We start from the raw sequence: 25215 nt of genomic DNA, 5'->3' as shown, positions 1-25215 counted from the left end.
GCCCGCCGAAATGTCGGACCCGTTCGCTACATTGCAGCAACACCAACAACACCGAAGGAGTCCAATCATGACAACGCCCACAGTGCGGTTCCACGGCTACCCGAAACGACTAGTGCCGGACATCCTGAGAGGAGTGGACTGGGACGTTCCCATGACCGATCGCGACAGCGACTCTATCTTTCTGCTCGTGGAGTACCTGAAGATAACCGATCCGGAGAACGCGAACGAGCCGACCGCATACAAGATTCTGAAACAGCTTCACAGCGAGCACGCCCAGTTGGAGCGCGGGGTATTCAATCGATTGTGCGAGACACCGGGCGTGCAGGAGGAGAAAGATCAGGCGTACTACCGGGTGATGTTTCAGCATCTTCAGTACCAAGTGGGACAGCTCGTGATCAAAGCCTTGGAAGCGACGGGAGGGGACGCGACGAGGTTGGTGGGAATGATGCGCTACCACAAACCAGCGATCACACCAGCAGAACTGAACGACGCAGTGATGAAAACTACCGTGGAGGAAGCACTGAAAACGTTGGGCAAAGACCACAGCCCGCAGGCTGTCGAGGAACTTTGGCGGCAGCTGAACCAACAGGTCGATCTGTTGTCGCGGACCCGGAGAGCACAGCGTTTAGCGGGATGGGCAAAGGACATCCAGACTCTTCCTGGCAGCAGCGAGGAGATGAAACGAATCTTCCTGCAGGACCAGAACGAAGCCGCCTGGACGGTGATCGACCAACATCTGACAGAGCCGATCAACGCGCTGATCGAGCAGTAGGAAGAAGAGGATCCCTGGGCGGTGGACTGGGACAGCTAGACCTTGTGCCCTGCTTGCCCGCTGTTTATCTTCGCGCAATTAGCGAGGCGCAGTTCCTGACGAATGCAAAGCTGCCACTGTCGGGGCGCCCGCTTCAAAACCCCAGTTTAAGCATGAGAAAAGGTGGGGTGGACTTGGCTAGTTACACACAAGTGTCCCTTAAGCCAACTCTTTCAGATTTAAAATCAAGTCACTGCCCCATTTGATTTGCTATGCAAAAGCCCCCCTCGCATTTAAGCTTGCAACGCATAAGCTTGGAGGGGGTGTCTCTTGGCTCGAACTATATACCGCTCTAAAGCTTTCGAGCAATTTTCTGCCTTGAAAATCCAAGAGACGAAATCGGAGTCAGCTGCAGGGTGCGGGTGATTTCCTCACGATCCATGACGTTGCCTCCAAAGTACACGGCCCGCACCGGCGCCCGGCGCCGTCCCATCCCCTAGATCTCCTCCGGCACTCCGGGCATGGCACCGCTGACACAGACTTCCCCGGGTCAGTCGATACATAGCGGGGCCTCGTGTCCGCGCGTACCGCCGACGATGATGACTGACATTAACCAGACCCCGTCCACACCCAACTCCCCATGCCGTTTCGTCGCCGTGGTGACCAGATGCGACGCCAAGGCGGAGGCCATCGCCAAGCGAACCGGTGCCAGAGCGGGACCCGACGATGACCCCGCGACGACCGCCGGGCGGCCGCCGCCGACGAGCTCGTCGACCAAACTCCGCAGGACCGCTGACCGGGGCATTTCTCGAACCAACTCCCCTTTCGGGCCGTCGCAAAGCTGCTTTGCGACGGCTTGATCTGGCTTTTCACCGCCTTCTCGACAAGAACTTTAGCTTAGCCTAAGCTATTTCCTAGTAATCGGTATTTCATATTCGGATTATTGGCAGCGACGTTCCGACGACACCGCCACCACCGACACTCTACGAAGGAGTTAAGCATGACCGCCCGCGACAGGGATTTCGATAAACTCCAGGGACATTGGCTATTGGCCAGGCTCGGAAAGAAGGTGCTGCGCCCCGGAGGCCGGAAGATGACAGAGTGGATCCTCGACCAGTCCCGCCTCACCGACGCCCGGGTCGTCGAACTGGCCCCGGGCCTGGGCATCACGGCGGCGGAGATCCTGAAGCGACTGCCGTCCGGATACGTCGGAGTCGACGAAGACGAAGCCGCCGTACAGACCACAGCCAAGGTCGTGAGCGGCCAGGGTCGCGTAGTGAAGGGCAAGGCCCAGTCGACGGGTCTCGACGACGATTCAGCGGACGTCGTCATCGGCGAAGCGATGCTCACCATGCAGGGAGACAAGGGCAAGAATGCCATCCTCGACGAGGTCCGCCGCATCCTCGCGCCCGGTGGCCGGTACGCGATCCACGAACTCGCACTGACCCCCGACGACCTCCCGACATCGACAAAGGACGAGATCCGAGTCGCCATGTCGAAGGCGATTCGCGTCAATGCCCGTCCCCTCACCCCCGCCGAATGGCGGCAGCTGCTCGAGGATCACGGCTTCGAGGTCGAACAGGTCCGCATCGGCGAGATGGGCCTGCTCAAGCCGAGCCAGATGCTCGAGGACGAAGGCCCTGCCGGGGTCGCGCGGATCGTCGTCAACGCGATCAGGCAGCCGGCGGCGCGCCGACGGGTCCTGAGCATGCGCAACACATTCGCCAAACACGACGACTCTCTCGCCTCAATCGGCATCGTGGCCCGCGTGAGCGATACCCGTGGGGAGATCGAATTCCTCGACGAGGAGCAGAAGGCCGACCTGGCCGCCGATCCGGACGCGCTGAGCTTCCACGATGTCATCGCGGCGGCACCCTCACCCGTGGACGGCGACGGCCCGGCGGTGCAGCGGTTGCAGACCGCGGACGGCGTGAACCTGATCGCCATGCGCTTCCGGGCGGGCCAGTCCCTGCCCGACCACCGTGCCGCTCATCCGATTCTGGTGCAGTGTATGGAAGGCCGTGTGCGTTTCTCGGTGGGCGACCGGACAGAAACCCTAACACCGGGCCGTGTCGCACATCTGCCGTCGATGGTTCCCCACAGGGTCGATGCCGACGAGGATTCCGTATTCCTGCTGTCGATGCTGACATAGGCGACGACATGGGCATTGGCGCAAGCATGGTCGAACACGGTGCGAACCCGCCCCGCCGAACACCCCGAATTGGGCCGTAACCAAGCCTGTACTTACCTATTCAGGTTTGAATTCCAACCGTCTAGTAGCAAGGTTTACCTAAGTTCATGAGGGATGGTGACGGTAATTTACCTGCCGGAGCGCCGCCCTCCTCCGAAAGGTCGACCGCATGTTCCTCGCTTCCTTCCTCATCGGCCTGCGCGAAGGCCTCGAGGCGGCCCTGATCGTGGGCATTCTCCTGGCGTACGTCCGCAAACGAGGACGGGAAGATGTCCGTCAGAAAATCTGGTGGGGCGTGGCCATCGCCGTAATCGGTTCCCTGATCCTCGGCGCCGTGTTCACGTTCGGTCGCGCCAAACTCTCCTTCGAGGCCCAGGAGGTCATCGACGGCACCATGTCGCTCATCGCCGTGGCGATGGTCACCTGGATGGTGTTCTGGATGATGCGGATCGGCGTCGGCCCCAAACGGGAGTTCGAAGCCGAGGCGGACGCCGGAGCGTTTCGCGAAGGTGCACCAGAACATGGCCAGGGACGACATGTTTATCGAGTACCTGAGGACGACCTCGTCGTCGATGTTCCCCGTCGCGCCGGGAATCGGCGAGGACGGCTACGTGGGCCAGGGCTTGTTCGAATCCTGACCACGGGCACCACTCGATCACGATGGCGAGGAGGAAGGTGTCTAGGAAGGTGACCGGAAAATCCGGCGGAGGCCAGTCGAGAATTGGCCCTCGCCGTCGCCGCGGCGTCGCTAACGTTCGAATGGTGAACATCAGCCGCAAACTCTTCCGCTCCCCCACTCCCCAGGGTCCTCGCACGGTCCTGATTACCGGCGCTGCCTCCGGCTTCGGCCTCGAACTGGCCAAGCGCTTCATCGCCCGCGACGATTCCGTCATCGCGACGGACCTGCATGACCACGGCGAACGAGGACGTCGTTAAGCTCGGCGAAACGTGCGCCTACCGCAAGCTGGACGTGACCTCCGACGCCGAGTGGGAAGCCACGACCGTCGCCGACGGCGCGATGAAGGGGCATCGACGCCCGCCGGCAGGTGGTCACGCCCGATTCGGTGGCGCTGATCGGCTGGTACGCCAAACGCTTCGCCTAGCGGCGGACGTAGGGCGTAGGGTGTAGAGCACCTTCAGCGAGTCGATGATGGCGATCATCATCGTCGTGGCCTCGCCCAACCCGTCGGAAAACGGGGGCGCGCCGCTCAACTCCACACATCATGCCCCTAGGGCATACGGTGTCGAGGGTTCACCGACGGCCGTCGCAAAGCACGGGCGAGCATCCGAGGACCGACTCGCCCCCGACCATCGGCCACCGGCACCTGCGGGAGCGCCCGGGCTTACAGCTGCCCGAACACCGCGTGGGCGATCAGCTGATCGAGGCGACGGATGTCGATGTCCCGGCCCAGCTTGACCTTGATGTGCCCGGCGCGGGTCCACAACTCCAGCTCCGCATTGAAGTCGAGGGTGCCCGCGTTCTCCGACGACCACATGTTGATCGACGAATACGGCAGCGAGTACAGCTCGACCTTCTTGCCGCGCAGCCCCTGGGCATCGCGGACGATTAATCGGCGATCGGTGAAGATCGCGGAATCGCGGAAGGTCTTGTACGCCGTGATGGGACGCTCGCCCTGAACCAGGATCGGCCCGATGTCCTGGGGAATCGGGATTTCCTGCATGAGGGTCCAGCTGGTGATGGGGGTCATTTCGGCGGTCATGTCTCTCCTTCGGATGGGCGGGCACGCCACGGGAAACCGATACCCGCTGCGTCAACGATGCTAACACACCGTTCGACCACGACGCATAGAAATCCTCCGTGTCCCCGACCCCACAGCCAGCCCGCGGCCCGATGAACCGGGTGAGCAGCCTCAGGCCCGGATCGACCAGCTCGAACATCAGCCGCGCCCGATCGACGTGGGGCGGGCTACTCCTGGGTCAGCGCCCCGCCCCACTGGAACTGGCGGTGCAGCCGCCCGGCGATCTGATTGGCCAGCGCGGCCCGCTCCCACCGGTAAGACTGGGGACTGTGGCCCGGCGAGTTCGCGCCCCGGGGGACGCGGCGCCGCCGGAAGAATTCGGCTAAATTCGACGCAACGGCACGCCACGGCAGCACACCACGGCCAATTGGAGGAACCGCCATGACCGACGAACGCAGTTTGTGGGAGCAGGCCACCGAGTCGAGCTACTGGGCCGACCACGGGGAAGAACGGCCCAGCCCCCTCCCATGCCTCGTCGGGGTGAACCGACTTGCGGCCCGCTGCGGCTGCTCCCCCTCCCCGGACCGTCGCGGGCGGGTCGGGTTTCCTCGAACTCGACGAGCTCGCCTTCGAGCAGACGTCGAGCACCGACATGGTCGTCCGCGACGCCGGCAGCGACATCATCGGCCACGTCAACCGCAGGCCGCGCCTGGAGGAACCCGGGTTCCTCATTCCCCGAGTGATGGTCCTCGAGACCACCGGCCCCGACGGCCCCGTCGACCTGCTCCACATCACCGACCCGCGCAGCATGGGCGGCGCCGATTGCGACGCCGCCCTGCCTGACGGCACGCCGGTGGCGCACATTACCGAGATCTGGCGGTGGTTCCGCCTCAACCTCGCCATCCACGTGGAGGCCGGCGAGGGGCCGCCGGTGGCGTCGATAAGCAGGGAAAGCATGGGGTTCTGCGCCTATTTCCTGTCCAGGTACCGCTACCGCCTGCGCATCGAGCCCGGCGTGGACAGGCCACCCGGTTGGCGCTGGCGGCGACGGTGTACGCGGTGTCGCCGTACGGGTACAAGGACACGGAGAACCAATGAGCCCGGAGGCCGTTTCGGCTGCGGGATCGTTTCGGGGGTGGAAAGGTGGCGGCCATGACAGCCGTGCACCGTGATCTGAATCTCGACGACGAACTACTCGACGCTCTGACCGACCGCGACGCAGATGCCCGGGCCGACCGGGCGCTGGCGCTTCTGGATGCTGGCGCGAACGCCGCGGCGACCTCATCATGAAGCTGATCGTGCGCAATTCCGCCGAAGAGGAGGACAAGAGGGAGCTGTACGACGCCATGTTCTCCTGCCCCGCTACCGCGACACCCATCCCGACACGCCCGCCTTCCCTGGGCTGGACGCCTACCCGAACGCGAACAAGCCCAGTTAGCGGCGGCGGCCCGCCCCAGAGCTATGTGAAACCAGACTTTATTTTCGATACGTTTCCAGGGTGTCCGTCAACGTTTCCACCCCCATCGCATGTCGGGCCCGGTAGACGACTATCGGGGCCATCCTGACCGCGGCGGTGCTCGTCACGGTCCTCGCGGGAATCTCCCTCGGCCCGGTCAGCGTCTCACTGTCCGACGCGACCGCCGCCCTACTCGGGCCCATCGCCGACCGTCTCGGCGTCGACATGCCCGGCGCGACCCAGGCCCGCACCGCGCTAATTTGGACCATCTGTTTGCCGCGGGTGGTCGTCGCCGGTTTGGTAGGCGCTTCCCTGGCCGTTGCTGGGTTGGTCATGCAGGCGGTCTTCCGCAACCCGTTGGCCGAACCGGGCATCACCGACGTGTCCTCGGGCGCGGCCACCGCCGCGGTGCTGGCTATCGTCACCGGAGCGACGTCGATGGCCAGCCGCTGGAGGATCTAGCCGGTAACCCGGTGAGTGAGCTCGGCCCCGTAATCGGCACAGTTAAGGGAAACTTGGAAGATTGTCCTCCGGCATTGTTGAATGGTGCAGGTGAATCGGGGGACAAGAACGTGCAGGCAGGTGGGAAACCCCACCACCGGCAGGTCAACCAGTCAGCAGACAGAGTCATCACGCAGTTTCCCGGGGTGGGTGCAGTCGGGGCAGTGCCCGTCGACAGCAACCGGGGCGGCGTCGATGATAGTGGAGGCGCCCGCGTCGGCGGCTCCGGTAAACGTCAAGCAGATTACTGCCGCGCGGCAGATAGTGTCTGCGACGAGGCTGCCACTAGGCTGCAAGTACGGTCCTGGTTCGGTCAGATGCAAGCGTCGTAACTCTCAACTTGTACCGGCCAGGACCCCTACATGTTGCGCCACCCCGAACCAGGCTCTACGGTCAACTACACACTCCAAAACGCGAAGAGCCGCATTGAACTTCGAGAGCGTCTGCGCGGCGTGTACGCGAATCGACTCCAGCGTGGGCGGGTTCTCCGGATCAGTCGGCACGATCACCGCAACAACCGTCTCCCCGTACACCTCGTGAAGATCACCCACAACAGCCACGTCCAGAACATCAGGGGTGACCAGAGACAGCATTCTCCACCTCGGCGGAATAGATGTTCTTCCCACCGGAGATGATCATGTCCTTCATCCGGTCGACCAGCGTCATGAATCCGTCAGATCCACGTTTTACCTGTTCACCAGTGTGCAGCCAGCCATCCCGGATAGTCTTCGTGGTCTCTTCCGGCTTGTTCCAGTAACCCTTCATCATCGATTCGGACTGAAGGATCATTTCGCCGACCTCACCTTCGGCAACATCATTGCCCTCAGGGTCGACAATTCGGTACACACCATTCAGGTTAGCGCCCAGCTAGAGTTGCCACTCCTTGACCAGCAGGTCCACCAGCTCCTCTTGGCGGCGCTCAACGACCTCGGGAGTCCACACTGGTTCCGCCAGTACCTGGGTCGTCAAAGCGAACACGGCCACGCCTTTACCCGAGGTGAAGTACTTGTCCTTCTTCACGTCGAAATCGAAGCTCTGCGCCCGTGAGTTCGCACGTCGATTCAACAGCAACAGGTTACCCAACTTATGTGTCCACGTCGCTGTTTCTTCCTCAGTGAAGTCACGCACCCACTGGCTGTCTTGAGCAGGGCTTTGCGGCAGAACGTGCTCAACGGTGATGATGCGGTGGTCATAGGATGCACCCGGGTCCTTCGCCAAGATGGAATCAAGCCGTAACAGCACGTAGCGACGCACACGAGTTGCGAGATAGATCTCCCCGTCAATGCGGTCTCGTGTCTCGGCTCGTTCGCTTTCGGTCAGTTCAAAAGCCGGGGCCTCGAGTCCGAAGCCATCAGCAAGCTGCTTGAGGAGTTCCATGTATCGCAACTGGCGTGGGGTCGCGTAGACACGGCGAACCAACATGCTCGCAGCCAAGCGCTCCAACTTGGTAAAGAAATCGACAAGAAATTCTGGGTTTTCACCGTGCTCAGTCAGAGCCCACAATGCCGGAGGACGCCAGTCATCGTTGTCGAGCTGATCGAGTCGCTTGAGCCAGTGATTTACCTGCTCCCAGTGTGGGTCCTCGCCCTGAAAATCCTGTGCCAGTAACCGGATGTCGGCGCGAGCATATGGTTCGAGTACCTCCCGAATGAAGCCACTTCCATTGTCCGGCAGGTAAGTATTGAGAACCTGCTCTGGAAACTCTTGTAGGAGGCTCTTCACGCCACGGTTGCGAGCCTTGATTGCTCGGATATACAGGAAGAGATCGCCGAACTCGTCTCGACCAAGGCTTTCCTCCAAGTGCTCCCAGCGATCGGCATAGTGCTGCTTTTCATTCTCGTCGATCGCGCCAATCACCTGGGACTTAAAAATGTCCTGCGGAGAAAGCGGTAGACCCCGAGCATTCATCACCGAGAAGATCCGGTAGGCACTGTTCAAATCCGGCGTCGAGACCGTTACCAAGAAAGCCCGTCCAGCGATGAGCCGAAACAAGTCCTTCAACCGCTCTGCACTGAGCTGCACCAACTCGTCGTGAAGCGCCTTCGCGTTGTCTCGTAGACCCCGCTGAGAGTCAGTCTCGGGAATGTTGTCGCTGAGTTCAATGAGCTTCGCCGTGTTGCCCACGGTCTGCACGTAGTCGTAGAAGAACTGGTTGTCGCGCGGACGAAGCTTCAAACGTGGCCGTGCGGGCTGGTTATCCCACTCCACCGCAGGCTTCTCGATCAAATTGTGAATGGAACGGCGCAGGTCATCGTTGGCGACGAGGTCTCGAAGCAACGACAGTAACAACGTCAATGTTGTGATGCGCTGCTGCCCGTCGATAACCTCGGATCGAGCTACGTTCGGAGACTTCACGAGAACAATCGACCCGAGAAAATACGGCTCATCGGTGTCCCGCTCCAGCGCACCGAGCAGATCCGATAGCAGCTGGAGCGATTCCTCAGCACCCCACGCATACGGACGCTGGTACTCCGGAATGACGAACTCGAAGTCGCCGCTGGTCAACAGCCTCCCGATGTTGATCTCCGCAGCCTCTAGCCTTCTAGTTTCTCCTGCCACCAAGTGTCCCTTCATCGATTAAGTCTTGAACTTGAGTTTAACCACCGAGGCCTCATTTGAAGCACTCACGCCGCCAGCGCGACTGTGCCGTTATTTTGTATCCAAGTCGGGTTGAAAGCTTCCATGCATACGTGTGTGGCGAGGCTGTCGCGGAACTCCTGGAGCTTTTTCACACTGGTTGACTTCGAGTTGATGAGGCGGTCAGCTTCTTCGCGAAGCTCGTCGAGAAACAGCGGGCCGAGGGTTTTGAGAATGTTTTTCTCGGAGGTGTAGTGCTCGCCGTCGCCGCGACGTGCCTCCTTCGATTTCACAAGTTGGAAGAGGGAGCCGAAGATTGCCGGAGAGATGTTGGTCCACTGGAAACGGCAAGCAACCAAGATCGCGTCGCGCATCTCCGGGGTGAAGAACTGGGTGGGCATGATGGTCTCAAACAGCGTGCCGTTCACGTACGGGAACGCGGCCATCGAATCGGGAACACGTCGGCGACGCTCCTCCGGTGTATTGAGCACCTCGAACAAACCGGCAAGCTGCGTGCCGACGTTCTCGCTGTTGGTGTGCTCAAGAATGAAACGATAAAACAGGTCCTGCTCCCACAGCCCTGCATCATCGCCGAACAGGAGGAAGAGTAGGCGCGTGAGAAACATGGAGGTTTCTTGTACCGCGAGTTCTTCGTCGTGCATGTAGGTGGGGGCTGCGTCGCCTACTTCTTCGTCGACGTCGTCGCCGACCATGGCGGTAAAGAGGTTCGCCATGATTTTTGATGCTGCGATCGAGGCTTCGGTTTGCTCAACGTGGGTGAGTTTGTCTTCGTAGCCTGCGAGGAATTTGAGTTCGTCGACGTGATCGGTGATTTCTTCGAGCGGGAACTCGATGTTGAACCTGGTTTCTGGGTCACCGAGGCGCATGAGTCGGATGCGGTAGAAGTCGGTGGCGATGATGTAGCGGGGTTGTTCGGCGTCGTTGACGGTGCCGCCAAGCAGGTAGTCGCGGGCTTGGTCGATTGCTACTTGCAGGTCGACGCCTGGCTTCTTGGCTTCGCCGATGACTACGCCCGGCCAGAAGAGGTCGATGTAGCCGCGTTGTCCGCTTGAGGCGCGCTTCGCGTCTTGCTCAAACAGGTCCATGCGTGAGGCTGTGATGCCGAAGCATGCGAGGAGTTCTGCCCAGTACGATTGTGCGTATTTGCGCTCCAGTGCGCCTTCGTCGAGTGAGCGCCACCCGTCGAGGCGTTCGTTCCAACGGTGTTTGAAGCCGTCGAGGTTACGGCGCATGGTGGCGCGGTCAAGGCGCGGAGCAGTTGTCACAGAACTCATACAGGTAGCTTAACGGAGGCGCTCGACATGCGAGCGGGCGATCGTCGATAAGCGTAGGGCCTCAGCCCAAGCGAACTTCTGCTTTGGGGCTCAACGCGCTTCAACGCCGGCGTTTCAAATGCCCTTTAGCAATTGGCATTCCAACTGGTCTGTCAAAGCCGATTTCATGACCATGGCTCTAGCTTTTGGGTCCACGTCAGGTCATAATTTGAAGCATCATTTTCCCTATAAAAAGAGGAGAACCATGCCGCTACAGCAAACAGCCATCGTGATCCCTGAGGCGATTGCACAAGGATTGAAAACAGGTGAACTCATTCGCAACGGTAGTGTAGTCCGCAACAGTGCCGGCCAGATCGTTAAACATTTGGCAGAAGTGACGATTGAGCCTAACACCGCCGAGAAAGCAGTAAACACTGTGCGACTCGTAGCTGGACGTGGAATTGAACTGACCCGGAAATACCCAATAGTTGCTGGCGCGATTGGTCTTACGGCTCTCGTTGCAGGTGGAACGATGGCCACGCTATCTGTCAGAAGCAAGAAGGCCAAGATTCAAGAACGCGTAAATATAGAGGACCGATTTGCAGCAGCGGCCACCGCCTGGTTTGACGCCGCCGCTGCAGGAGCGGTGACCTCCGACACGGTCTCAGAACTTGAGGAGGCGTGGGAAGAATACAACGATTCGAATAAGGAGTGGCATGCTCAGCCCAACAATCTAGCGATAAGCCTTATGCAATCGGTTCAAACCTGGAACTCACAGAACGGGCTGAGCACCAACTTGCCTGCCACACCCCACGACTCAACTGACGATACCGTCGTGAATCTCAGCGAGTATCTGGCAGCCCAGCGAAAGTTTCTAGGCGAGGCCGAGGGTCGCGGCGTCGCTAGTGCTTGAGCTACGCCAATGTACTCGTGAACGACCCCATCGGCCGCCAAGCTGGGCAGCCGGTGGTGTGCCCAAAGCGGGAGTGGCCAGCCGACTCGGTATCGGGCAAAGGACCTTTTTTAAATTCCTTGCGGGAGGCGCCGAGTAAACGTCCTCTTTCCTCGTGGTCGCTCCTATTCCCGCTCTTCGCTGTTGTAGCGCTCAATGAGGCGCCCAAGGAAACTGATGATGACTGCGGTAGTTAAATACCCGCTGACCACAATGCTAAACCAGCCATCGCCCATCCCACTGCGAAATATGTTGTACATCAGAAAAACGGGTACTGGTAAAATCATCGCAACTAAGAAGCGGTATGCAGAAAGCACGTTTCGCTCAGTGAATAAGTGGACTAGGAATCCAACTACCAAGATGCAAAAGCACACGAATAGCGCGGTTAATGCACCTGAACCTAAAATCGCAAAGACCATGTTTCTCTCCTAATTCTTCTTTTGGGGTAATTGGTGCGAGGCTCTAGGTCCTAGCTTCCTCTGAACGAGACCTTTCTTCCGCAAGTCGTCGTTCGACTTTCACATTGGACGTATAAAGAGCTTCCGTAAAAGCGAGATCCCCGCCTTCCACAATCTCTCGTGCGGACTCGGCGACGATGAGCATCGAGCTGTTCTTCGTCCGGACCCCGAGGCCAAACGAAAAGTAGAGGGCTGGCTTGTCCACAGGCATGGGAACGAAATCCCAAACACCATCAACCTGGTCGATATACCAGCACCCCAACAGGTAAGCAATTGCTTTCTGACGCTCCTCTTCGCCGAGGTCCGAATCGCGAATCCGCTCCACTGAGCTCCGCGGGAAAGCGACTCCCCGGAGATTGGTGACATCCATATCTGCCAAGACCAGAGGAGGCTGCAGAGTCTGGTATTCGACAAGCAGGGCGCGCGACTCTTTGTCAATCTTCTTCAGGCGCGGCGCGTAAGAATCAGCGAGGAAATAGCTGGAGTGTACGTCGGTGCTCATGAGGCTGCATCCTCCTAGGTTTCATGCCGGTGCTGGTGCCACTTTAATCCCGCACCCATATTCGATTCGACCCATAAGCAAAATCCAGCAAATCGCTCCAGGTAGCAGGAACGAAATGCTTCGTATCAGCTCTCATCCAAGTGATGCGATCCGGATCCTCAAAACTGAGTGTTTGAAGAAACGAATCGCCAGCAATTTCGTACGCCCACAAATCATGGACATTCTCATACTCGACCGAATCTTGTTGAAACGTTCCCTCGGGCTGAAAGAGGGTTTCAAACCCCACGAAGGTGGTCCCAGTCGACGTTTCCACTTCCAAAATGAGATATAAAAACGTATCAATCCAAGCGGCAGCCCCATGAAACTTCGGCAAATCCACGGCACCCTCAACCCTAGAATCGCTTTCGCTCAACGCATCCCTATTGAGGATGTCCGCCAAATAGTTTGCAGCGGCCTTTAAATCGAATTGATGCTCTGCGGCTGTTGCCATTTCCGTAAATCCAAAGTGGGAACTTCTGCAGCGTATACGCCCGCGCGTCACCAGATGCTAACACGTGCCTTATCGAATACGCGCCACCCAGCATGCGCCCAGCACGGTGGTCGAACTGCATCGCACTCCTTAAGCACCTCGACACGAGCAAACCCCTGCAGATCAATCGAGCTACAGCACCTTTTGGCCCCAAGCAAGAATCGGAACGCCCAGTGAAATCCCCTTGCCCACTGATATGTACAAGATGTACATTTACGATATGGAAATAAAATCAGTGGCATCCAGCGAGTTCCGCAATTCGCAGAGCCAGCTATTAGAGGAAGCGCAGCGCACACCTGTCGTTATCACCAGCCGGGGCAGCCGCGCTCGCGCAGTTGTCGTCTCTCCTACATTCTTTGCCCGCGCTGTCGAAGCTCTCGAGGACCTGGAAGACATCCGCGCCGCCGAAATTGCTCGGCAAGAGAGCGAGGAAATCTCGTTTGAGGACCTCAAAAAGGAACTCGGCTTCGCGTAAAGCTCGGTTATGTCAAACGCCACTTATCGCATCACCTTCAAATCTTCTGCTGCGAAGGAACTAGGCAAACTCGACAAGCAGACCCAGAAGCGTATCCGCGTCGAGCATCACCGCGTTGTATACGAGATCGCAGACGCTAGATGCTCGGCCTCAGTGCAACCCAGCCCGTGCGGCCAGCACCTGGGCCGTCACCGAGCGCGAATCCGGGTCCACGCCCTGCTGAGCGACTGCCGCCGGCGTCCCTGTGGCCAGGATCTGACCACCTTCGTCGCCGGCGCCTGGGCCGACGTCGATAATGTGATCGGCCTGCGCGACCACCCGCAGGTCGTGCTCGACGACGACCACCGTGGCGCCGTCGTCGACAAGGCGACGCAGCTGGGCGAGCAACAGATCAACGTCCGCCGGGTGCAGGCCGGTCGTCGGCTCGTCAAGGAGGTACAGGCTGTGCTTGCGGCTGGAGCCGCGCTGCATCTCGGAGGCCAGCTTGATGCGCTGCGCCTCCCCGCCCGAAAGCTCCGGGGACCCCTGCCCCAGCCGCAGATAGCCCAGGCCGAGCGCGTGCAAGAATTCGACAGAGCGCAGAATCTTCGACTCCTCGGCGAAAACCTCCAGCGCCTCGTCCACGGTCAGGGCCAAGATATCCGCGATGCTGCGGCCGTTCCACTGCACCTCAAGGATCTCCGGCTTGTAGCGCTTGCCGTGGCAGGCCGGGCAAGTGGTGTACGTGCCGGGCAGGAACACCAGCTCGACCTCGATGCTGCCCGCACCGTCGCACTCCGGGCAGCGGCCCTTCGTCGTGTTATAGGAAAAGTCCGACACCGACATGCCCCGCCGCTTGGCCTCTGGGGTCGCGGCGAAGAGCTTGCGGACGTGATCGAACAGCCCCGTGTACGTCGCGACGGTGGAGCGTACCGTGCGCCCAATCGGCTTCTGAGTGATGTGCACCAACCTGCGGATCTTATCGACGCCCTCTACGTTGTCCACCCTGAAATCCTCAGAGGGATCTGAACCTGCCGTGAGCTCAGCATCCACATCCCCGTCCGAGGCCTCCTCGGCGCCGACCACCTGCTTGGCAGAGCGGGACACCACGTCCGCCAGCACCCCGATGACCAGGGTGGATTTGCCAGAACCAGATACGCCCGTGACCGCGGTCAGTGCTCCCAGCGGGAAGTCCACGTCGGCCCCATCGAAGGCGCGTGCGTGCACGCCGCGCAGGCCGATGGATTCACCGGTACCGGCAGGGGTGTCCGTCAGCTCGGGGAATTTCTCGTTCAAAGCGGCAGCCGTGGGCGAGCTCAGCTCACCGGCGTTGGCCCGGAACTGGCTAGTCGGGCCGGAGAACACCAGCTCCCCGCCGCGCTCCCCTGCGCGGGGGCCGATGTCCACAATCCAATCGCATCCCGCCACCAGGGACATATCGTGCTCCACCAAAAGCACCGAATTACCCGCGTCGATGAAGCGCTGGAGCAACTCGGAGACCGCCTCGCGCTCCACGACGTGCAAGCCCGCCGAGGGCTCATCCAACACATAGGTCGTGCCGAATAAGCTCGAGTTCAACTGGGATGCCAACCGCAGGCGCTGGTGCTCGCCGGCAGACAAGCTCCGTGCCGGACGGGAGAGGCTTAAGTGCCCCAGCCCCAGCTCAATCGCCGCGCGCACCGTGGGCAGCACCTGATCCAACAGCAGCTCTTCGGCCTCGTCGTGCTCGTTCCACTCCTGCTCCGTGATGCCGCCCAAGCGCTCCAGGTGGTCTTCCAGCACAACCAATACGTCCTTCAACGCCAACGCGTTGAACTCGTCGATGGCGTAGCCAGCGTAGGTGACTTGCAGGGTATCCGGCTGGAAACCGCGGCCCTGGCACGTCGGGCACGTCGATGAGTGCATGAAGGACAGCACCCGACGACGGTTCTTATCCGACTCCGTCTCCGCCAACGTGTCAGTCAGGTAGGTAGCAACCGAGCGCCACTTGCCCTTATACGACCCATGCACGGCGTTTTCGTCTCGCACCGGGTGGACGGTCACCACCGGCTGCTCGTCCGTGAACAGGATCCAGTCGCGGTCCTTCTGCGGAAGATCCCGCCACGGGACGTCCAGCGGGTAGCCGAGGGTGCCCAGGATGTCCCGGAAGTTCTTCCCCAACCACGCCCCCGGCCATGCGGCGATCGCGCCGTCCCAGATGGACAGGCTGGGATCCGGCACCATCGACTCCTCCGTCGGCTGGTGCACGGTACCAGTGCCCTGGCACTCGGGGCACATGCCGGCCGTGGTGTTGGGAGAGAAGGCGTCGGAGTCGAGCCTGCCGTATTCCAGCCGCTCGCGCATGCCGTCCGGGTAGCTGCCGGAGCGGGAAAAGAGCAGCCGGATACTATTCGACATATTCGAGATCGTGCCCACGGAAGAGCGCGCTCCACCCAGGGTGGTGGACTGCTGCAGCGCCACTGTCGGCGGCAGCCCCGCGACCGAGCCGACGCGCGGGTTGACCGCGCCACCGATCAGACGCCGCGCAAACGGCGAGACGGACTCCAGGTAGCGGCGCTGTGCCTCCCCATGAATCGTGCCGAAGGCCAGACTGGACTTGCCCGACCCCGACACACCGGTGACCGCCACGAGGGTATCCCGAGGCAGGTCGACGTCGATGTGTTTCAGGTTGTGCAGGTGCGCATCACGCACCCGAATCATTGGATCGTGACCCGCACGCGCCGAAACGTGCGCAGCCGGGGACTCGGACGTGGAGTGAATCATGGTGGCCACCCTACCGTGTGGGCTGCTCCCCTATCTGGCGAGGTAGCTGATCGCTTTGGACGCGGCCCGGGACGATCTTCCAGGTATAACAGCCTCTTCGGAAAACCTCCGCCGAAGCAATCACTGGCCATATAAAGAAAAGTCGCAAATCTTTGCGATAGAAAACACGCTGAGATACCCCTCTGACCAGCGCTGACTCAAACACAGAATGCCAATATGCCGTCCCGTCAGCATAACTCCATGCCGCCATGTCGGCATGCCTGCATAGCATTACCCAAAAAGTAGAAGGGAGTAACGATGACCACACCACAGATTCAATTTCACGGTTACCCGAAGCGACCAGTACCAGACATCCTGGGAGGATCGGATTGGGACGTTCCGATGGTCGATCGCGACAGCGACTCGATCTTTCTGCTCGTGGAGTACCTGAAGATAACCGATCCGGAGAACGCGAACGAGCCGACCGCGTACAAGATGGTGTCCCAACTCAACCAGGAGCACACAGAATTGGAGCGCAAAGCGATCGACGTACTGCGCTCGACACCGGGCATTCAACAGGACAAGGATCAATCCCTGTACCGAATAATGTTCCAGTTTTTGCAGTACCAAGTAGGACAGCTCGTGATTAAAGCCTTGGAAGCGACGGGAGGGAACGCAACGAGGCTGGTAGGAATGATGCGCTGGCACAATCCAGGGATCGCACCAGCAGAAACGAACGACGCAGTGATGAAGACTACCGTGGAGGAAGCACTGAAAACGTTGGGCAAAGACCACAGCCCGCAGGCTGTCGAGGAACTTTGGCGGCAGCTGAACCAACAGGTCGATCTGTTGTCGCAGACTCGGAGAGCGCAGCGATTAGCGGGATGGGCGGAGGACATCCAGAGCCTTCCGGACAGCAGCGACGAGATGAAACGAATCTTCCTGCAGGATCAGAACGAAGCCGCCTGGACGGTAATCGACCAACATCTGACGGAGCCGATCAACGCGCTGATGGAGCAGCAGGAAGAAGAGGATCCCTGGGCGGTGGACTGGGACAGTTAAGCGGGGTTGTCGATACCGCAACTCGTTCTGGCACACCGGTTCGGTTTGACCGGTCAAGCTTGGAACGGGTTGCGTCCTCGCCGCGAGCGCGCGTCGAAGCCAACATTGAGGCAATACGTCCCGCGCAGCACGGAATACACGGTGCGCTCAATATCGTGTGCGCTCATGACTGCCCTGCTTCAAATTGCTCGAACGCGTGTTTTGCCTCAATAAGATGGATACGACGAACCGCCTCCTCAACGACTTCGCCTACAACGCTCCTAACATCGCCCGTGCCCAGGAGAGCGTTGACAGCATCAATCTGTTCATCCGTCACTTCGTCGTCGACACCCGCAGGAACCTGGTAATACTTGGCCAACAAGTACCTAGAAAGGTCTTCTGTCAACGCGTTCAATCGCTGAAACTGCGCTCCAAGGGTTTCCGGCCCCAAAAGCCGCACTGCTTGGTCAATGCCAAAGACCTGCCACCCGCTTGCATCCGCCTTGCTGTCATCTCCTCCCCATGTTGCCGCGCACTCGGCGATATGTGATACGAGCAATTCTTTGGTTCGGTGCTTAATCAGGCTCCATGCCCGTGGCGACACACCGTTAAAAGCCCTGCTCATTGACACAATGTGTTCATTAATCGTGGTTGTTTTCATCATGGCAATACTCCATCTGCGAATGCTTGTCTATATTTAGACGCTGGAGACCGCGTCTCGGTTCCCAACGCTATTGCTCGAAGATCGAGTGTGGGCGTAAGCGACATTTTGTGTGTATATGTCTATCTGGTTTCCCGGGATGGCCTCGGCCAACAACCAGATATGGTTTTCAAAACAGTTCCATTTGCCCGTTTTGAGAAATCAACACCGAATGACGTCTGGTGTGTGGTATGGAGTCTGCGGGCAGCACAGGAACCCCAGCGAGATCAAGGACTCTAAGGAACTAGAACCAGCCGCCTGTGCGTTGGGCGGTCGCATATAGCCAGGGGGACGAGCAAAGCCCTTGACGTGCACAATTCTGGTCGCATAGAGGTATCGGGGGTTCCGGTCGACCTCATTGCATCGACCAACCCAGGTCAGCGGTGATTTGGATGATTTTGGGGCTATTTTGCCGATTTTGCGCTGACCTGCGTTGGTAAACCGGAGTAGGTCGACGGGAAGAGGTCGACGGGCCGAAAGAATTCGATACCGGCATTGATCATCAGTGGAACCCCAGCTTAGGCGTGAGAAAAGGGTGGGCTGGACGCAGCTAAACACACACAAAATGTCCCTTATCGCGACACACCGTAAAAACACACAAAATGTCCCTTAAGCCCCTAACAGGATGTCGCCAGGGTCAGTGTCCAGCGACAGCGCTAAAACCGCTCTAATTCAGCGAAAATCGAAGAATTAGAGCGGTGTTTTTTGAAGCGTCCTGGGTTCAGATTCAGGTAACTCAAGGATGAGTGTGAATCCGGGGTTTGTGTCTTTGAGAAGGCCCTTTAGAAGCCTTCAAGTACTTCGTAGAGGGCGGTGGCTAGGGTTAGTCGCCGTCGCTAGCTGTGCTTGGCTGTTAATGTCATGTCGACCAACTGCAGGAAGCGTATAACGTAGTCTTTGACAAAGCCTGCGGTGCCTTCATTGAGATGGCCGGAGTCTTCGAAGAGGGTGGGGGATTGGCCAAGGAATACCTCGGGCTGACCAGGAAGCGGCATATCGAAGTAGGACAGGGCGAGCCGGAGGTTCTTCTGTGAACTGTAGCCGCCCATGCGGCCTACAGAGTGACTGATGATACCTGCGGGAAGGTTCTTCCAAGCCACATCCGAGTTGGGCTTGGAACCGATGTCCACTGCATTCTTGAGACAGGCAGGGATAGTACGGTTATTTTCCGGGGTAACAAAGAGGACGCCGCTCGAGTTCTTGATGGTGTCGCGGAAAGTGGTGTACTCAGCTGGAATGGGCTTGTCCGTGACCGAGGGGTCATCGTAGTCGAAGTCATAGAGCGGCAAGTCACGGATTTCAACGATGTCTGCCTGGTAGTTTTCAGGGATCATTGTGAGCACTTCGTGTGCAATCTTGCGCGCAAATGAGCCGCGGCGCAGGCTGCCGACGATAACACTAATGCGTGGGGTGGTCATAGGAAGTCCTTTCTTCTTAGTTGGGCGTAGGTACGTGCGATCAAGGGAGAAAAGGCTTGCAGCCAAAGGCAGGCGGTGGCCCGGCGGCGTGGGCGGCAGTAAGAAAGTTATCCACTTTGTCTTCTTCATGGCGGAAGTACAGTTCGATGAGTCCTAACAGTCCCCCGAGGACGGCCTCCCGTGCGGCGGACGTATCCAAAAGCCGCATGGCTGCTGGTTGGTTTCCTTCGCGGATGGCTTCAAACAGCGCGATGGTCTCAAGCCAGCTTCCTTGGTCTGGTCGTGGAAACGGTTTAGAAATCCCAGTCATCATCACTCGTTTCTTCAGCGGTGCCAATGACATAGGAGGAACCGGAGCCGGAGAAGAAGTCATGGTTTTCATCTGCTCCAGGTGCTAGGGCAGCGAGGATTTCCGGGTTCACTTCCGTTTCTTCAGGTGGGAAGTAGTCCGGGTAGCCCAAATTCATGAGCGCCTTATTGGCGTTATAGCGAACGAATACAGCTACATCATCCATGAGCCCCAACGGCTCATATAGCTCGCCGGAATAATCCAGCTCTAGGGCATAAAGCTCTTCGAGCAAGGAAATAGTGAAATCATGCATCTCCTGTTGCCGTTGTGGAGCAGACGTTTCCAGTCCGCGCTGGTACTTGTAGCCTGAGTAGTAACCGTGCACTGCCTTGTCACGCAGAATGAGGCGAATCATGTCTGCCGTATTTGTCAGGGTGGCGTGGACGGAAAAATGCAGGGGAAGATAGAAACCCGCGTAGAGAAGCAGCGAGGAAAGCAGCGTCGATGACACTTTGCGCTTGAGTGGATCGGGCCCAAAATAATGAGTGAGCACTTTTTTGGCGCGTGCCTGGAGAAGGTCATTATTCACCGCCCAGCGGTATGCCTCATCAATTTCTTTCGTACTGCTCAAAGTAGAAAACACTGAAGAGTAAGAACGGGCATGGACTGATTGCATGAAGGCGATGTTGGTATACACGGCCTCCTCGTGCTCGGTGCGGGCATCTTGGATCTGACAGATTTCGCCCACAGTGGCCTGGACGGTGTCCAGGGTGGTGAGTCCCGTGAACACCCGCATGGTGAGGTTGCGTTCCTCCGGTGTCATCCTCTGCCACGCCGGGAGATCGTTTGAAAGTGGAACCTTTTCTGGCAACCAAAAGTTGGCGGTGAGGCGGTTCCACACTTCAAGATCCTTCTCATCGCTCACCCGATTCCAATTGATGGCGCGGATGCGGGCTGAAGGGTCATGCCGGTAACTTGGCGGCGTAACTGAGATGCTGGTTAGCTCAGCAGTGTTTGATGTTGAAGACATAGCTTCTTTCTTTCTTGATGGATGGTTGTGAATGAAGGAAGGACCGTGTTCCTACAGAGCACAGGAAACGCAGCCTTCGACCTCGGTTCCCTGGAGTGCAGGTTGGCGTAAACGGATGTAGTACAAGGTCTTGATTCCGGCTTTCCAGGCATAGATTTGTGCCTTGTTGATGTCCCGCGTAGTGGTGTCAGCGGTGAAGAACAAAGTCAGGGAAAGCCCTTGGTCCACGTGTTGGGTGGCCATAGCGTAGGTGTCGATGATTTTTTTGTACCCCACGGTGTAGGAGTCATCGAAATACTCCAAGTTGTCGTTGGTCATTTCCGGTGCGGGGTAGTACACGCGCCCCAAGCGGCCTTCCTTGCGTATTTCAATCTTGGAGGCAATCGGGTGTATGGACGCGGTGGAGTCATTGATGTAGGAAATTGATCCAGTGGGTGGAACTGCCTGCAAGTAGGCGTTGTAGATGCCGTCTTGCATCACTTGGTTCTTGAGCCGTAGCCAATCCTCGCGTTGAGGAATCTGCACGCCAGCCTCATGGAATAGCTGTTTTACGTGGTCAGTGGCCGGCGCCCAGTCTTGGTCGATGTACTTGTCGAAGTAGACGCCAGTGGCATAGGTGGATTCTTCAAAGCCAGTGAATCGTTGACCTTTCTCAACCGCTAGCGCATGGGATGCACGGAGCGCATGATAGGTCACGGTCAGGAAATAGATATTTGTAAAGTCCAGTGCTTCGGCGCAGCCATAAGGAATACGCTTGGAAGCCAGGAAACCGTGGAGATTCATTTGGCCCAACCCGATGGCATGCATGGATGCATTACCGTGAGCGATGGAAGGAACAGCTTCGATATTTGTTAGGTCTGAGACCTTCGTGAGAGCGCGCACCGCGGTTTCAACAGTTTCCCCAAAGTCCGGTGATTCAAAAGCTTTAGCGATGTTGAGCGACCCTAGATTGCAGGAAATGTCCTGGCCAACGGTGGTGTAGTTACCTGAGGCGCCGTAGGTGGATGGCGTGTTGACCTGGAGGATCTCACTACACAGATTGGACATATTGATATGTCCTTTGAGGGGATTAGCGCGGTTGACCGTATCCTCAAAGAGTATGTAGGGGTATCCAGATTCAAACTGAAGCTCAGCCAGCGTGGTGAAAAACTCGCGGGCCTTGATAGTCGTATGAGAAATTCGCGGATTGGAAACCAGCTCGTCGTAATACTCGGTGATAGACATGTCAGACATGGCTACGCCGTACTCGCGAGCGATGTCATACGGGCTAAAAAGATGCATATCCTTGTTCTCTTTGGCCAGCTGGAAGGTTATATCTGGAATAACAACTCCCAGCGAAAGAGTCTTAATGCGGACTTTCTCATCGGCATTTTCCCGCTTGGTATCCAGGAAACGAAGAATATCTGGATGGTGCGCATGTAGGTAGACGGCTCCAGCGCCCTGTCGAGCGCCCAATTGGTTGGCATAGCTGAAGCTATCTTCCAGAATTTTCATAACTGGGACTACGCCGGAAGCTTGGTTCTCAATCCTTTTGATTGGGGCTCCGGATTCGCGCAGATTGCTCAGTAACAAGGCCACACCACCGCCGCGTTTTGAAAGCTGCAGTGCAGAGTTCACGCTGCGGCCAATGCTTTCCAAATTGTCTTCGATGCGAAGGAGGAAGCAGGAGACCATTTCGCCACGCTGGGCTTTTCCTGCGTTGAGAAAAGTAGGGGTGGCGGGCTGGAAGCGTCCGGTCATGATGTCATCCACCAGCTTCTCCGCAAGCTCTTCATCGCCCTGTGCAAGGTACAAAGCTGTGGTGGCGACGCGTTCTTCGTAGCCTTCCAGAAATCGCGAGCCATCAAAGGTTTTCAGTGCGTATGAAGTAAAGAACTTAAATGCGCCGAGGAAAGTGCGGAACTGATGCTTGGCTCGGTGGGCTCTGTCGTACATAGTGCACAGAAAATCGTCATCATAAAGCTCAAGGAATTCCCGCTCGTAGTATTCGTTATCAACCAACCACTCCAAGCGCTGCTTGGTGGATTCAAACTGATGCATGCGGGGAGTGACATGGTGCGCTAAAAAGTCTTGTGTTGCCTCAATGTCCTTGTCGAACTGGATTCTTCCCGAATCGTCGAATAGGTTCAGCTGCGCGTTGAGTGCATGGTAGCTCTTGCGCTTACCGACACCGCCGGCATCGTCTGCTGAAGCGGTGCGGGGCGTAGGGCCAATGGGCTGTGTGGGGGTGGCCTTAAGTGGCGGCATTGTGGTTTCCAATCTGTGTGTTGCGGATGTGGTCTTCATTTTGTGGGAAATCAATGGGGTGTAATTGTTAGTTGCTTTGCTGCTCCCAAAACTTGTGAAGGCCCTGCTTTACAGCGGCAACGTCCTTCTGCGTGCCGAGTAGCTCGAAGTGATACAGCTCTGGAACGTGGCACTTAGCGGAAATGATGCGGCCGGCGACGCAGTAAGCGCTTCCGAAGTTGGTATTGCCTGAGGTAATCACGCCCCGGATAAAGGAACGGTTGATTGGGTCATTGAGGAAGTCGATGACCTGTTTGGGGACTGCGCGTTTGAGCGAGCCACCGCCGTAGGTTGGAACGATGAGTACGTACGGGTGTGAAACCTGGATCATTCCGGTTTTCTTGGGCCGCAGTGGAATGCGCACTGCGGGTCTATCTAAGCGTTCGACGAATCTTTTTGTGTTTTCAGAAACGCTAGAAAAGTACACCAAATCTGGTGAGTCTGACATGACAATCCTGCTCATCCTGGCCTTAGCCATAAGTGGGATAGGTGATGATCGAAAAGATTAACTACGTACTACCGTAGTTGCAAACTACGCCGCACCGTAGTTTTTAAAAGGGCAGGTAGGGACAGGATTAATGAGAAAGGGAAAGACTACAGGCTGTGGTGTGCTACAAACACTGCGTCCGTAGCTGGGCGCCCAAGTACTACCCACTGAGTACTGTCGGCTACCTGTACTTCGAGCGATTCTGAAAAGGGCGTTCCTTCGCGCGTGGTAAGAACAGCCCCAATGACGATGCCTTGCTCTTTGAGGAAGGCCAGCAGTTGTGGGTCGGAATCAGAAATGCGTTCCACGGTCACCTGCGGTTGTGCGCCGCTGTCGGTGAGACGGTGCGCACTGGGGATAGTGACCTGTCCATCAACCGTAGGGATAGGGTCGCCGTGTGGATCCCTAGTGGGGTAATTGAGGAACTTATCCACGCGCTCTATGAGCATGTCAGACACCGCGTGTTCAAGATTTTCGGCTTCATCATGGACCTCGTCCCACGTATAATCCAATGCTTGAACCAAAAAAGACTCAAGCAATCGGTGGCGGCGCACCATGACCAATGCGTACTGCCTGCCAAGTTCGGTTAACTCCACAGAGCCATAGGGCGTGTGTGACACGAGCCCTTGCTTCGACATTTTGCGCACTGCATCGGAGACCGAGGAGAGCTTGAGTCCCAGCTGTTTCGCTATAAGTGTGGCGGTAACGGGCTCGGATGACCATTCCTTTAGCCCCCAGATAGCTTTCAAATAGTTCTGGGTACTGGTGGACAGCTCAGAAACAGACATGAGTAAATGTTAACCCAGCTTCCGTATGCGCCTTAGGCGCTGTGCCCCAACGCTCATAGCGAACAGAGGCCAAGTTTGAGAGGAATGCCGGTAAGGTGGGGCCAGTTAAAGCATTCTTCACTTGAAGGAGAACCACTAATGTCTGAGAAGATTTCAATGAACTTGAAGTGCGCCAGCGTAGTGCGTAATGGAATGGCTAGTACACAGTGCAGTAAAACAGCGCATGTAATGGCTCATGTAATGCACTGTGTAGAGACAGAGCGTCTGGAGCAGGAGTATCAGCGCTCCCGTACTGGACGGCGACGGCGTTATGCGTGGTCTGTGCTGAAAAAATAACCCCGCAGGTTTCCCTGCGGGGTGTTGTTGCAACTAGAACGGCACTTCTTCAGAGTCATTAGCAGCAGCGTTATCTGCGCTGTTCTCGCGGCGTGCTGCTCGTGCCTCAGACTCCTTCTTGGAGTCGATCAGCTGCACAGTGTCGATGCGCGCTACCAGCGGATAGTGCTTGTTGCCGTCCTTATCGGTGTAGTTGTCAGTCTTCAGCGAGTAGCTCACTGCAACGCGATCACCAGCGCCGATGCATCCGAAGACGCCGAGGTTCTTGGCGTCAGCCACGTAGCCAGTGAGTTCGACAATCTCTGATTCCACCTTGCCTGTGGACTTGTTCTTGAACGTATTACGTGCGTAGACGTTGAGCTTCACCGTCGCACCGCCGTTTGCGTGCTCAAAGATCTTCGGCTCGCGTGCTGCGTTGCCAACGATGGTGCCATTGTTAAACGGGTTGGACATTGTGATTTCTCCTTATATGAGTGAGTGTGTGATTGTCTTTCAATTGTGTGTTTGAGCAGCGGCTTTGCTGCTGCTGTAAGTGCTGTTACAGCACTGCCCAGGGCAGATGTGCCCCTGCTGCTTCCAGGTCGCGTAGCTCTTGTGCGGCACCCGGATCGGCGTCTTCGCCATCCATGCCGTCAGACATGAGGTAGAGCAGCTCTAGGTCTTCGTGGGTGTAGTGGTACATGGCGTGCCTCCGTGTCGTGGATTGATTCTCAATCCGTTCTTTGAGACAGCTCTGCTGTCTAGAGACCTCTC

At 57.9% G+C, this 25215-nt stretch carries 29 protein-coding genes and 2 pseudogenes; 10 read left to right on the top strand and 21 right to left on the bottom strand.

Going from position 1 to position 25215, the window contains the following annotated elements:
• The first annotated feature begins 67 nt into the window (after positions 1-67).
• Positions 68-772, top strand: a complete 705-nt coding sequence (locus QP802_RS08860) for a hypothetical protein (protein ID WP_284818403.1) — start codon at positions 68-70, stop codon at positions 770-772.
• A gap of 529 nt (positions 773-1301) precedes the next feature.
• On the opposite strand, the gene QP802_RS08855 is transcribed toward QP802_RS08860, so the two are convergent.
• Positions 1302-1556, bottom strand: coding sequence for a hypothetical protein (locus QP802_RS08855; protein ID WP_284818401.1), 255 nt, complete (start codon positions 1554-1556; stop codon positions 1302-1304).
• A 195-nt stretch (positions 1557-1751) separates the two neighbouring features.
• On the opposite strand from QP802_RS08855, the gene QP802_RS08850 reads away from it, so the two are divergent.
• The 4 genes and pseudogenes from QP802_RS08850 (at position 1752) to QP802_RS08830 (ending at position 4071) form a co-directional block, all read left to right on the top strand.
• Positions 1752-2903 carry a methyltransferase domain-containing protein gene (locus QP802_RS08850; RefSeq protein WP_350338470.1) on the top strand — a complete coding sequence of 384 codons (1152 nt, stop codon included), beginning with the start codon at positions 1752-1754 and terminating at the stop codon, positions 2901-2903.
• A 208-nt stretch (positions 2904-3111) separates the two neighbouring features.
• Positions 3112-3372, top strand: a pseudogene (locus tag QP802_RS08840) (FTR1 family protein); the annotation flags it as partial.
• Positions 3373-3629: 257 nt separating this feature from the next.
• Positions 3630-3878, top strand: coding sequence for a hypothetical protein (locus QP802_RS08835; RefSeq protein WP_256060164.1), 249 nt, complete (start codon positions 3630-3632; stop codon positions 3876-3878).
• The gene (locus tag QP802_RS08830; RefSeq protein WP_256060163.1) at positions 3850-4071 is read left to right on the top strand and encodes a hypothetical protein; all 222 of its coding nucleotides are present in this window, start codon (positions 3850-3852) and stop codon (positions 4069-4071) included. The genes QP802_RS08835 and QP802_RS08830 overlap by 29 nt, the downstream gene beginning before the upstream one ends.
• A gap of 214 nt (positions 4072-4285) precedes the next feature.
• On the opposite strand, the gene QP802_RS08825 is transcribed toward QP802_RS08830, so the two are convergent.
• Together QP802_RS08825 and QP802_RS08820 are read right to left on the bottom strand one after the other, a co-directional pair.
• Positions 4286-4663 (bottom strand): PH domain-containing protein, encoded by a 378-nt coding sequence (locus QP802_RS08825; RefSeq protein WP_071569246.1) that lies wholly within the window; start codon positions 4661-4663, stop codon positions 4286-4288.
• A 177-nt stretch (positions 4664-4840) separates the two neighbouring features.
• Positions 4841-5599: a hypothetical protein gene (locus tag QP802_RS08820; RefSeq protein ID WP_143110082.1), complete on the bottom strand. Its 759-nt coding sequence runs from the start codon at positions 5597-5599 to the stop codon at positions 4841-4843.
• Positions 5600-5794: 195 nt separating this feature from the next.
• Here QP802_RS08820 and QP802_RS08815 point away from each other — a divergent pair, with 195 nt between their 5' ends.
• Together QP802_RS08815 and QP802_RS08810 are read left to right on the top strand one after the other, a co-directional pair.
• Complete coding sequence (locus QP802_RS08815) at positions 5795-5932, top strand: hypothetical protein (RefSeq protein WP_177221749.1); 138 nt, start codon at positions 5795-5797, stop codon at positions 5930-5932.
• 283 nt (positions 5933-6215) lie between these two features.
• Positions 6216-6560, top strand: a complete 345-nt coding sequence (locus QP802_RS08810) for an iron chelate uptake ABC transporter family permease subunit (protein ID WP_284818394.1) — start codon at positions 6216-6218, stop codon at positions 6558-6560.
• On the opposite strand, the pseudogene QP802_RS11205 reads toward QP802_RS08810, so the two are convergent.
• The 5 genes and pseudogenes from QP802_RS11205 to QP802_RS08785 form a co-directional block, all read right to left on the bottom strand.
• Positions 6560-6895, bottom strand: a pseudogene (locus tag QP802_RS11205) (ISL3 family transposase); the annotation flags it as partial. The gene QP802_RS08810 and the pseudogene QP802_RS11205 sit on opposite strands and share 1 nt — an antisense overlap.
• A gap of 39 nt (positions 6896-6934) precedes the next feature.
• A complete protein-coding gene (locus QP802_RS08800) occupies positions 6935-7192 on the bottom strand; it encodes an AMP-binding enzyme (protein WP_284818391.1) in 258 nt (85 codons plus the stop codon).
• A complete protein-coding gene (locus QP802_RS08795; protein WP_284818390.1) occupies positions 7170-7445 on the bottom strand; it encodes an acyl-CoA synthetase family protein in 276 nt (91 codons plus the stop codon). The genes QP802_RS08800 and QP802_RS08795 overlap by 23 nt, the downstream gene beginning before the upstream one ends.
• Before the next feature lie 21 nt (positions 7446-7466).
• Positions 7467-9173, bottom strand: a complete 1707-nt coding sequence (locus QP802_RS08790) for a DUF262 domain-containing protein (protein ID WP_284818388.1) — start codon at positions 9171-9173, stop codon at positions 7467-7469.
• Positions 9174-9223: 50 nt separating this feature from the next.
• Positions 9224-10471 (bottom strand): type IIL restriction-modification enzyme MmeI, encoded by a 1248-nt coding sequence (locus QP802_RS08785; RefSeq protein ID WP_284818386.1) that lies wholly within the window; start codon positions 10469-10471, stop codon positions 9224-9226.
• Between the two features lie 244 nt (positions 10472-10715).
• Between QP802_RS08785 and QP802_RS08780 the strand changes: the two genes are divergently transcribed.
• The gene (locus QP802_RS08780; protein WP_256060159.1) at positions 10716-11363 is read left to right on the top strand and encodes a hypothetical protein; all 648 of its coding nucleotides are present in this window, start codon (positions 10716-10718) and stop codon (positions 11361-11363) included.
• 164 nt (positions 11364-11527) lie between these two features.
• Here the strand turns inward: QP802_RS08780 and QP802_RS08775 are convergent, their stop codons facing one another.
• From QP802_RS08775 to QP802_RS08765, 3 genes are read right to left on the bottom strand one after another with little or no spacing between them, the layout of a single operon-like run.
• Positions 11528-11821, bottom strand: coding sequence for a hypothetical protein (locus QP802_RS08775; RefSeq protein WP_071569253.1), 294 nt, complete (start codon positions 11819-11821; stop codon positions 11528-11530).
• Between the two features lie 43 nt (positions 11822-11864).
• Positions 11865-12362, bottom strand: coding sequence for a hypothetical protein (locus tag QP802_RS08770; RefSeq protein ID WP_071569254.1), 498 nt, complete (start codon positions 12360-12362; stop codon positions 11865-11867).
• A 43-nt stretch (positions 12363-12405) separates the two neighbouring features.
• Positions 12406-12852: a hypothetical protein gene (locus QP802_RS08765; RefSeq protein WP_071569255.1), complete on the bottom strand. Its 447-nt coding sequence runs from the start codon at positions 12850-12852 to the stop codon at positions 12406-12408.
• 259 nt (positions 12853-13111) lie between these two features.
• On the opposite strand from QP802_RS08765, the gene QP802_RS08760 reads away from it, so the two are divergent.
• Positions 13112-13366, top strand: a complete 255-nt coding sequence (locus QP802_RS08760) for a type II toxin-antitoxin system prevent-host-death family antitoxin (protein WP_070363564.1) — start codon at positions 13112-13114, stop codon at positions 13364-13366.
• 150 nt (positions 13367-13516) lie between these two features.
• On the opposite strand, the gene QP802_RS08755 is transcribed toward QP802_RS08760, so the two are convergent.
• On the bottom strand, positions 13517-16108 hold the full coding sequence (locus QP802_RS08755; protein ID WP_284804256.1) for an excinuclease ABC subunit UvrA: 2592 nt from the start codon (positions 16106-16108) through the stop codon (positions 13517-13519).
• Between the two features lie 297 nt (positions 16109-16405).
• Here QP802_RS08755 and QP802_RS08750 point away from each other — a divergent pair, with 297 nt between their 5' ends.
• The gene (locus tag QP802_RS08750; protein WP_145945261.1) at positions 16406-17149 is read left to right on the top strand and encodes a hypothetical protein; all 744 of its coding nucleotides are present in this window, start codon (positions 16406-16408) and stop codon (positions 17147-17149) included.
• Between the two features lie 163 nt (positions 17150-17312).
• Here the strand turns inward: QP802_RS08750 and QP802_RS08745 are convergent, their stop codons facing one another.
• The 9 genes from QP802_RS08745 to QP802_RS08705 all read right to left on the bottom strand — a co-directional run bounded on the left by QP802_RS08745 (position 17313) and on the right by QP802_RS08705 (position 25144).
• Complete coding sequence (locus QP802_RS08745) at positions 17313-17792, bottom strand: hypothetical protein (RefSeq protein WP_071572895.1); 480 nt, start codon at positions 17790-17792, stop codon at positions 17313-17315.
• A gap of 872 nt (positions 17793-18664) precedes the next feature.
• Positions 18665-19246, bottom strand: coding sequence for an NADPH-dependent FMN reductase (locus QP802_RS08740; RefSeq protein WP_022862715.1), 582 nt, complete (start codon positions 19244-19246; stop codon positions 18665-18667).
• A 40-nt stretch (positions 19247-19286) separates the two neighbouring features.
• Positions 19287-19559, bottom strand: coding sequence for a hypothetical protein (locus QP802_RS08735; RefSeq protein ID WP_133065267.1), 273 nt, complete (start codon positions 19557-19559; stop codon positions 19287-19289).
• Positions 19540-20565: a class 1b ribonucleoside-diphosphate reductase subunit beta gene (gene nrdF, locus QP802_RS08730; protein ID WP_034666259.1), complete on the bottom strand. Its 1026-nt coding sequence runs from the start codon at positions 20563-20565 to the stop codon at positions 19540-19542. The genes QP802_RS08735 and nrdF overlap by 20 nt, the downstream gene beginning before the upstream one ends.
• Positions 20566-20616: 51 nt before the next feature.
• Positions 20617-22812 carry a class 1b ribonucleoside-diphosphate reductase subunit alpha gene (gene nrdE, locus QP802_RS08725; RefSeq protein ID WP_070362917.1) on the bottom strand — a complete coding sequence of 732 codons (2196 nt, stop codon included), beginning with the start codon at positions 22810-22812 and terminating at the stop codon, positions 20617-20619.
• A 67-nt stretch (positions 22813-22879) separates the two neighbouring features.
• Positions 22880-23299, bottom strand: a complete 420-nt coding sequence (nrdI, locus tag QP802_RS08720) for a class Ib ribonucleoside-diphosphate reductase assembly flavoprotein NrdI (protein WP_033399510.1) — start codon at positions 23297-23299, stop codon at positions 22880-22882.
• Positions 23300-23445: 146 nt separating this feature from the next.
• A complete protein-coding gene (locus QP802_RS08715) occupies positions 23446-24126 on the bottom strand; it encodes a metal-dependent transcriptional regulator (RefSeq protein WP_022862719.1) in 681 nt (226 codons plus the stop codon).
• 369 nt (positions 24127-24495) lie between these two features.
• A complete protein-coding gene (locus QP802_RS08710; protein ID WP_070362918.1) occupies positions 24496-24915 on the bottom strand; it encodes a single-stranded DNA-binding protein in 420 nt (139 codons plus the stop codon).
• An 85-nt stretch (positions 24916-25000) separates the two neighbouring features.
• Entirely contained in the window at positions 25001-25144 is a 144-nt protein-coding gene (locus tag QP802_RS08705) for a hypothetical protein (protein ID WP_165482993.1), read from the bottom strand.
• Positions 25145-25215 lie beyond the last annotated feature (71 nt).

The sequence above is a fragment of the Corynebacterium sp. UMB10119B genome, assembly GCF_030228125.1.
Lineage (GTDB): Bacteria > Actinomycetota > Actinomycetes > Mycobacteriales > Mycobacteriaceae > Corynebacterium > Corynebacterium pseudogenitalium.
The sequence above is the reverse complement of the archived record's forward strand: the minus strand, read 5'-3'. Positions and strand labels throughout refer to the sequence as shown.

What these genes read in the sequence shown, in the direction of transcription:
- QP802_RS08860 (WP_284818403.1), top strand. Translation starts at nt 68, where the DNA reads ATGACAACGCCCACAGTGCGGTTCCACGGCTACCCGAAACGACTAGTG.
- QP802_RS08855 (WP_284818401.1), bottom strand. Translation starts at nt 1,556, where the DNA reads ATGCCCCGGTCAGCGGTCCTGCGGAGTTTGGTCGACGAGCTCGTCGGC.
- QP802_RS08850 (WP_350338470.1), top strand. Translation starts at nt 1,752, where the DNA reads ATGACCGCCCGCGACAGGGATTTCGATAAACTCCAGGGACATTGGCTA.
- QP802_RS08830 (WP_256060163.1), top strand. Translation starts at nt 3,850, where the DNA reads ATGACCACGGCGAACGAGGACGTCGTTAAGCTCGGCGAAACGTGCGCC.
- QP802_RS08825 (WP_071569246.1), bottom strand. Translation starts at nt 4,663, where the DNA reads ATGACCGCCGAAATGACCCCCATCACCAGCTGGACCCTCATGCAGGAA.
- QP802_RS08820 (WP_143110082.1), bottom strand. Translation starts at nt 5,599, where the DNA reads ATGCTTTCCCTGCTTATCGACGCCACCGGCGGCCCCTCGCCGGCCTCC.
- QP802_RS08815 (WP_177221749.1), top strand. Translation starts at nt 5,795, where the DNA reads ATGACAGCCGTGCACCGTGATCTGAATCTCGACGACGAACTACTCGAC.
- QP802_RS08800 (WP_284818391.1), bottom strand. Translation starts at nt 7,192, where the DNA reads ATGCTGTCTCTGGTCACCCCTGATGTTCTGGACGTGGCTGTTGTGGGT.
- QP802_RS08790 (WP_284818388.1), bottom strand. Translation starts at nt 9,173, where the DNA reads ATGAAGGGACACTTGGTGGCAGGAGAAACTAGAAGGCTAGAGGCTGCG.
- QP802_RS08785 (WP_284818386.1), bottom strand. Translation starts at nt 10,471, where the DNA reads ATGAGTTCTGTGACAACTGCTCCGCGCCTTGACCGCGCCACCATGCGC.
- QP802_RS08780 (WP_256060159.1), top strand. Translation starts at nt 10,716, where the DNA reads ATGCCGCTACAGCAAACAGCCATCGTGATCCCTGAGGCGATTGCACAA.
- QP802_RS08775 (WP_071569253.1), bottom strand. Translation starts at nt 11,821, where the DNA reads ATGGTCTTTGCGATTTTAGGTTCAGGTGCATTAACCGCGCTATTCGTG.
- QP802_RS08770 (WP_071569254.1), bottom strand. Translation starts at nt 12,362, where the DNA reads ATGAGCACCGACGTACACTCCAGCTATTTCCTCGCTGATTCTTACGCG.
- QP802_RS08765 (WP_071569255.1), bottom strand. Translation starts at nt 12,852, where the DNA reads ATGGCAACAGCCGCAGAGCATCAATTCGATTTAAAGGCCGCTGCAAAC.
- QP802_RS08760 (WP_070363564.1), top strand. Translation starts at nt 13,112, where the DNA reads ATGGAAATAAAATCAGTGGCATCCAGCGAGTTCCGCAATTCGCAGAGC.
- QP802_RS08755 (WP_284804256.1), bottom strand. Translation starts at nt 16,108, where the DNA reads ATGATTCACTCCACGTCCGAGTCCCCGGCTGCGCACGTTTCGGCGCGT.
- QP802_RS08750 (WP_145945261.1), top strand. Translation starts at nt 16,406, where the DNA reads ATGACCACACCACAGATTCAATTTCACGGTTACCCGAAGCGACCAGTA.
- QP802_RS08745 (WP_071572895.1), bottom strand. Translation starts at nt 17,792, where the DNA reads ATGATGAAAACAACCACGATTAATGAACACATTGTGTCAATGAGCAGG.
- QP802_RS08740 (WP_022862715.1), bottom strand. Translation starts at nt 19,246, where the DNA reads ATGACCACCCCACGCATTAGTGTTATCGTCGGCAGCCTGCGCCGCGGC.
- QP802_RS08735 (WP_133065267.1), bottom strand. Translation starts at nt 19,559, where the DNA reads ATGATGACTGGGATTTCTAAACCGTTTCCACGACCAGACCAAGGAAGC.
- nrdF (WP_034666259.1), bottom strand. Translation starts at nt 20,565, where the DNA reads ATGTCTTCAACATCAAACACTGCTGAGCTAACCAGCATCTCAGTTACG.
- nrdE (WP_070362917.1), bottom strand. Translation starts at nt 22,812, where the DNA reads ATGCCGCCACTTAAGGCCACCCCCACACAGCCCATTGGCCCTACGCCC.
- nrdI (WP_033399510.1), bottom strand. Translation starts at nt 23,299, where the DNA reads ATGTCAGACTCACCAGATTTGGTGTACTTTTCTAGCGTTTCTGAAAAC.
- QP802_RS08715 (WP_022862719.1), bottom strand. Translation starts at nt 24,126, where the DNA reads ATGTCTGTTTCTGAGCTGTCCACCAGTACCCAGAACTATTTGAAAGCT.
- QP802_RS08710 (WP_070362918.1), bottom strand. Translation starts at nt 24,915, where the DNA reads ATGTCCAACCCGTTTAACAATGGCACCATCGTTGGCAACGCAGCACGC.
- QP802_RS08705 (WP_165482993.1), bottom strand. Translation starts at nt 25,144, where the DNA reads ATGTACCACTACACCCACGAAGACCTAGAGCTGCTCTACCTCATGTCT.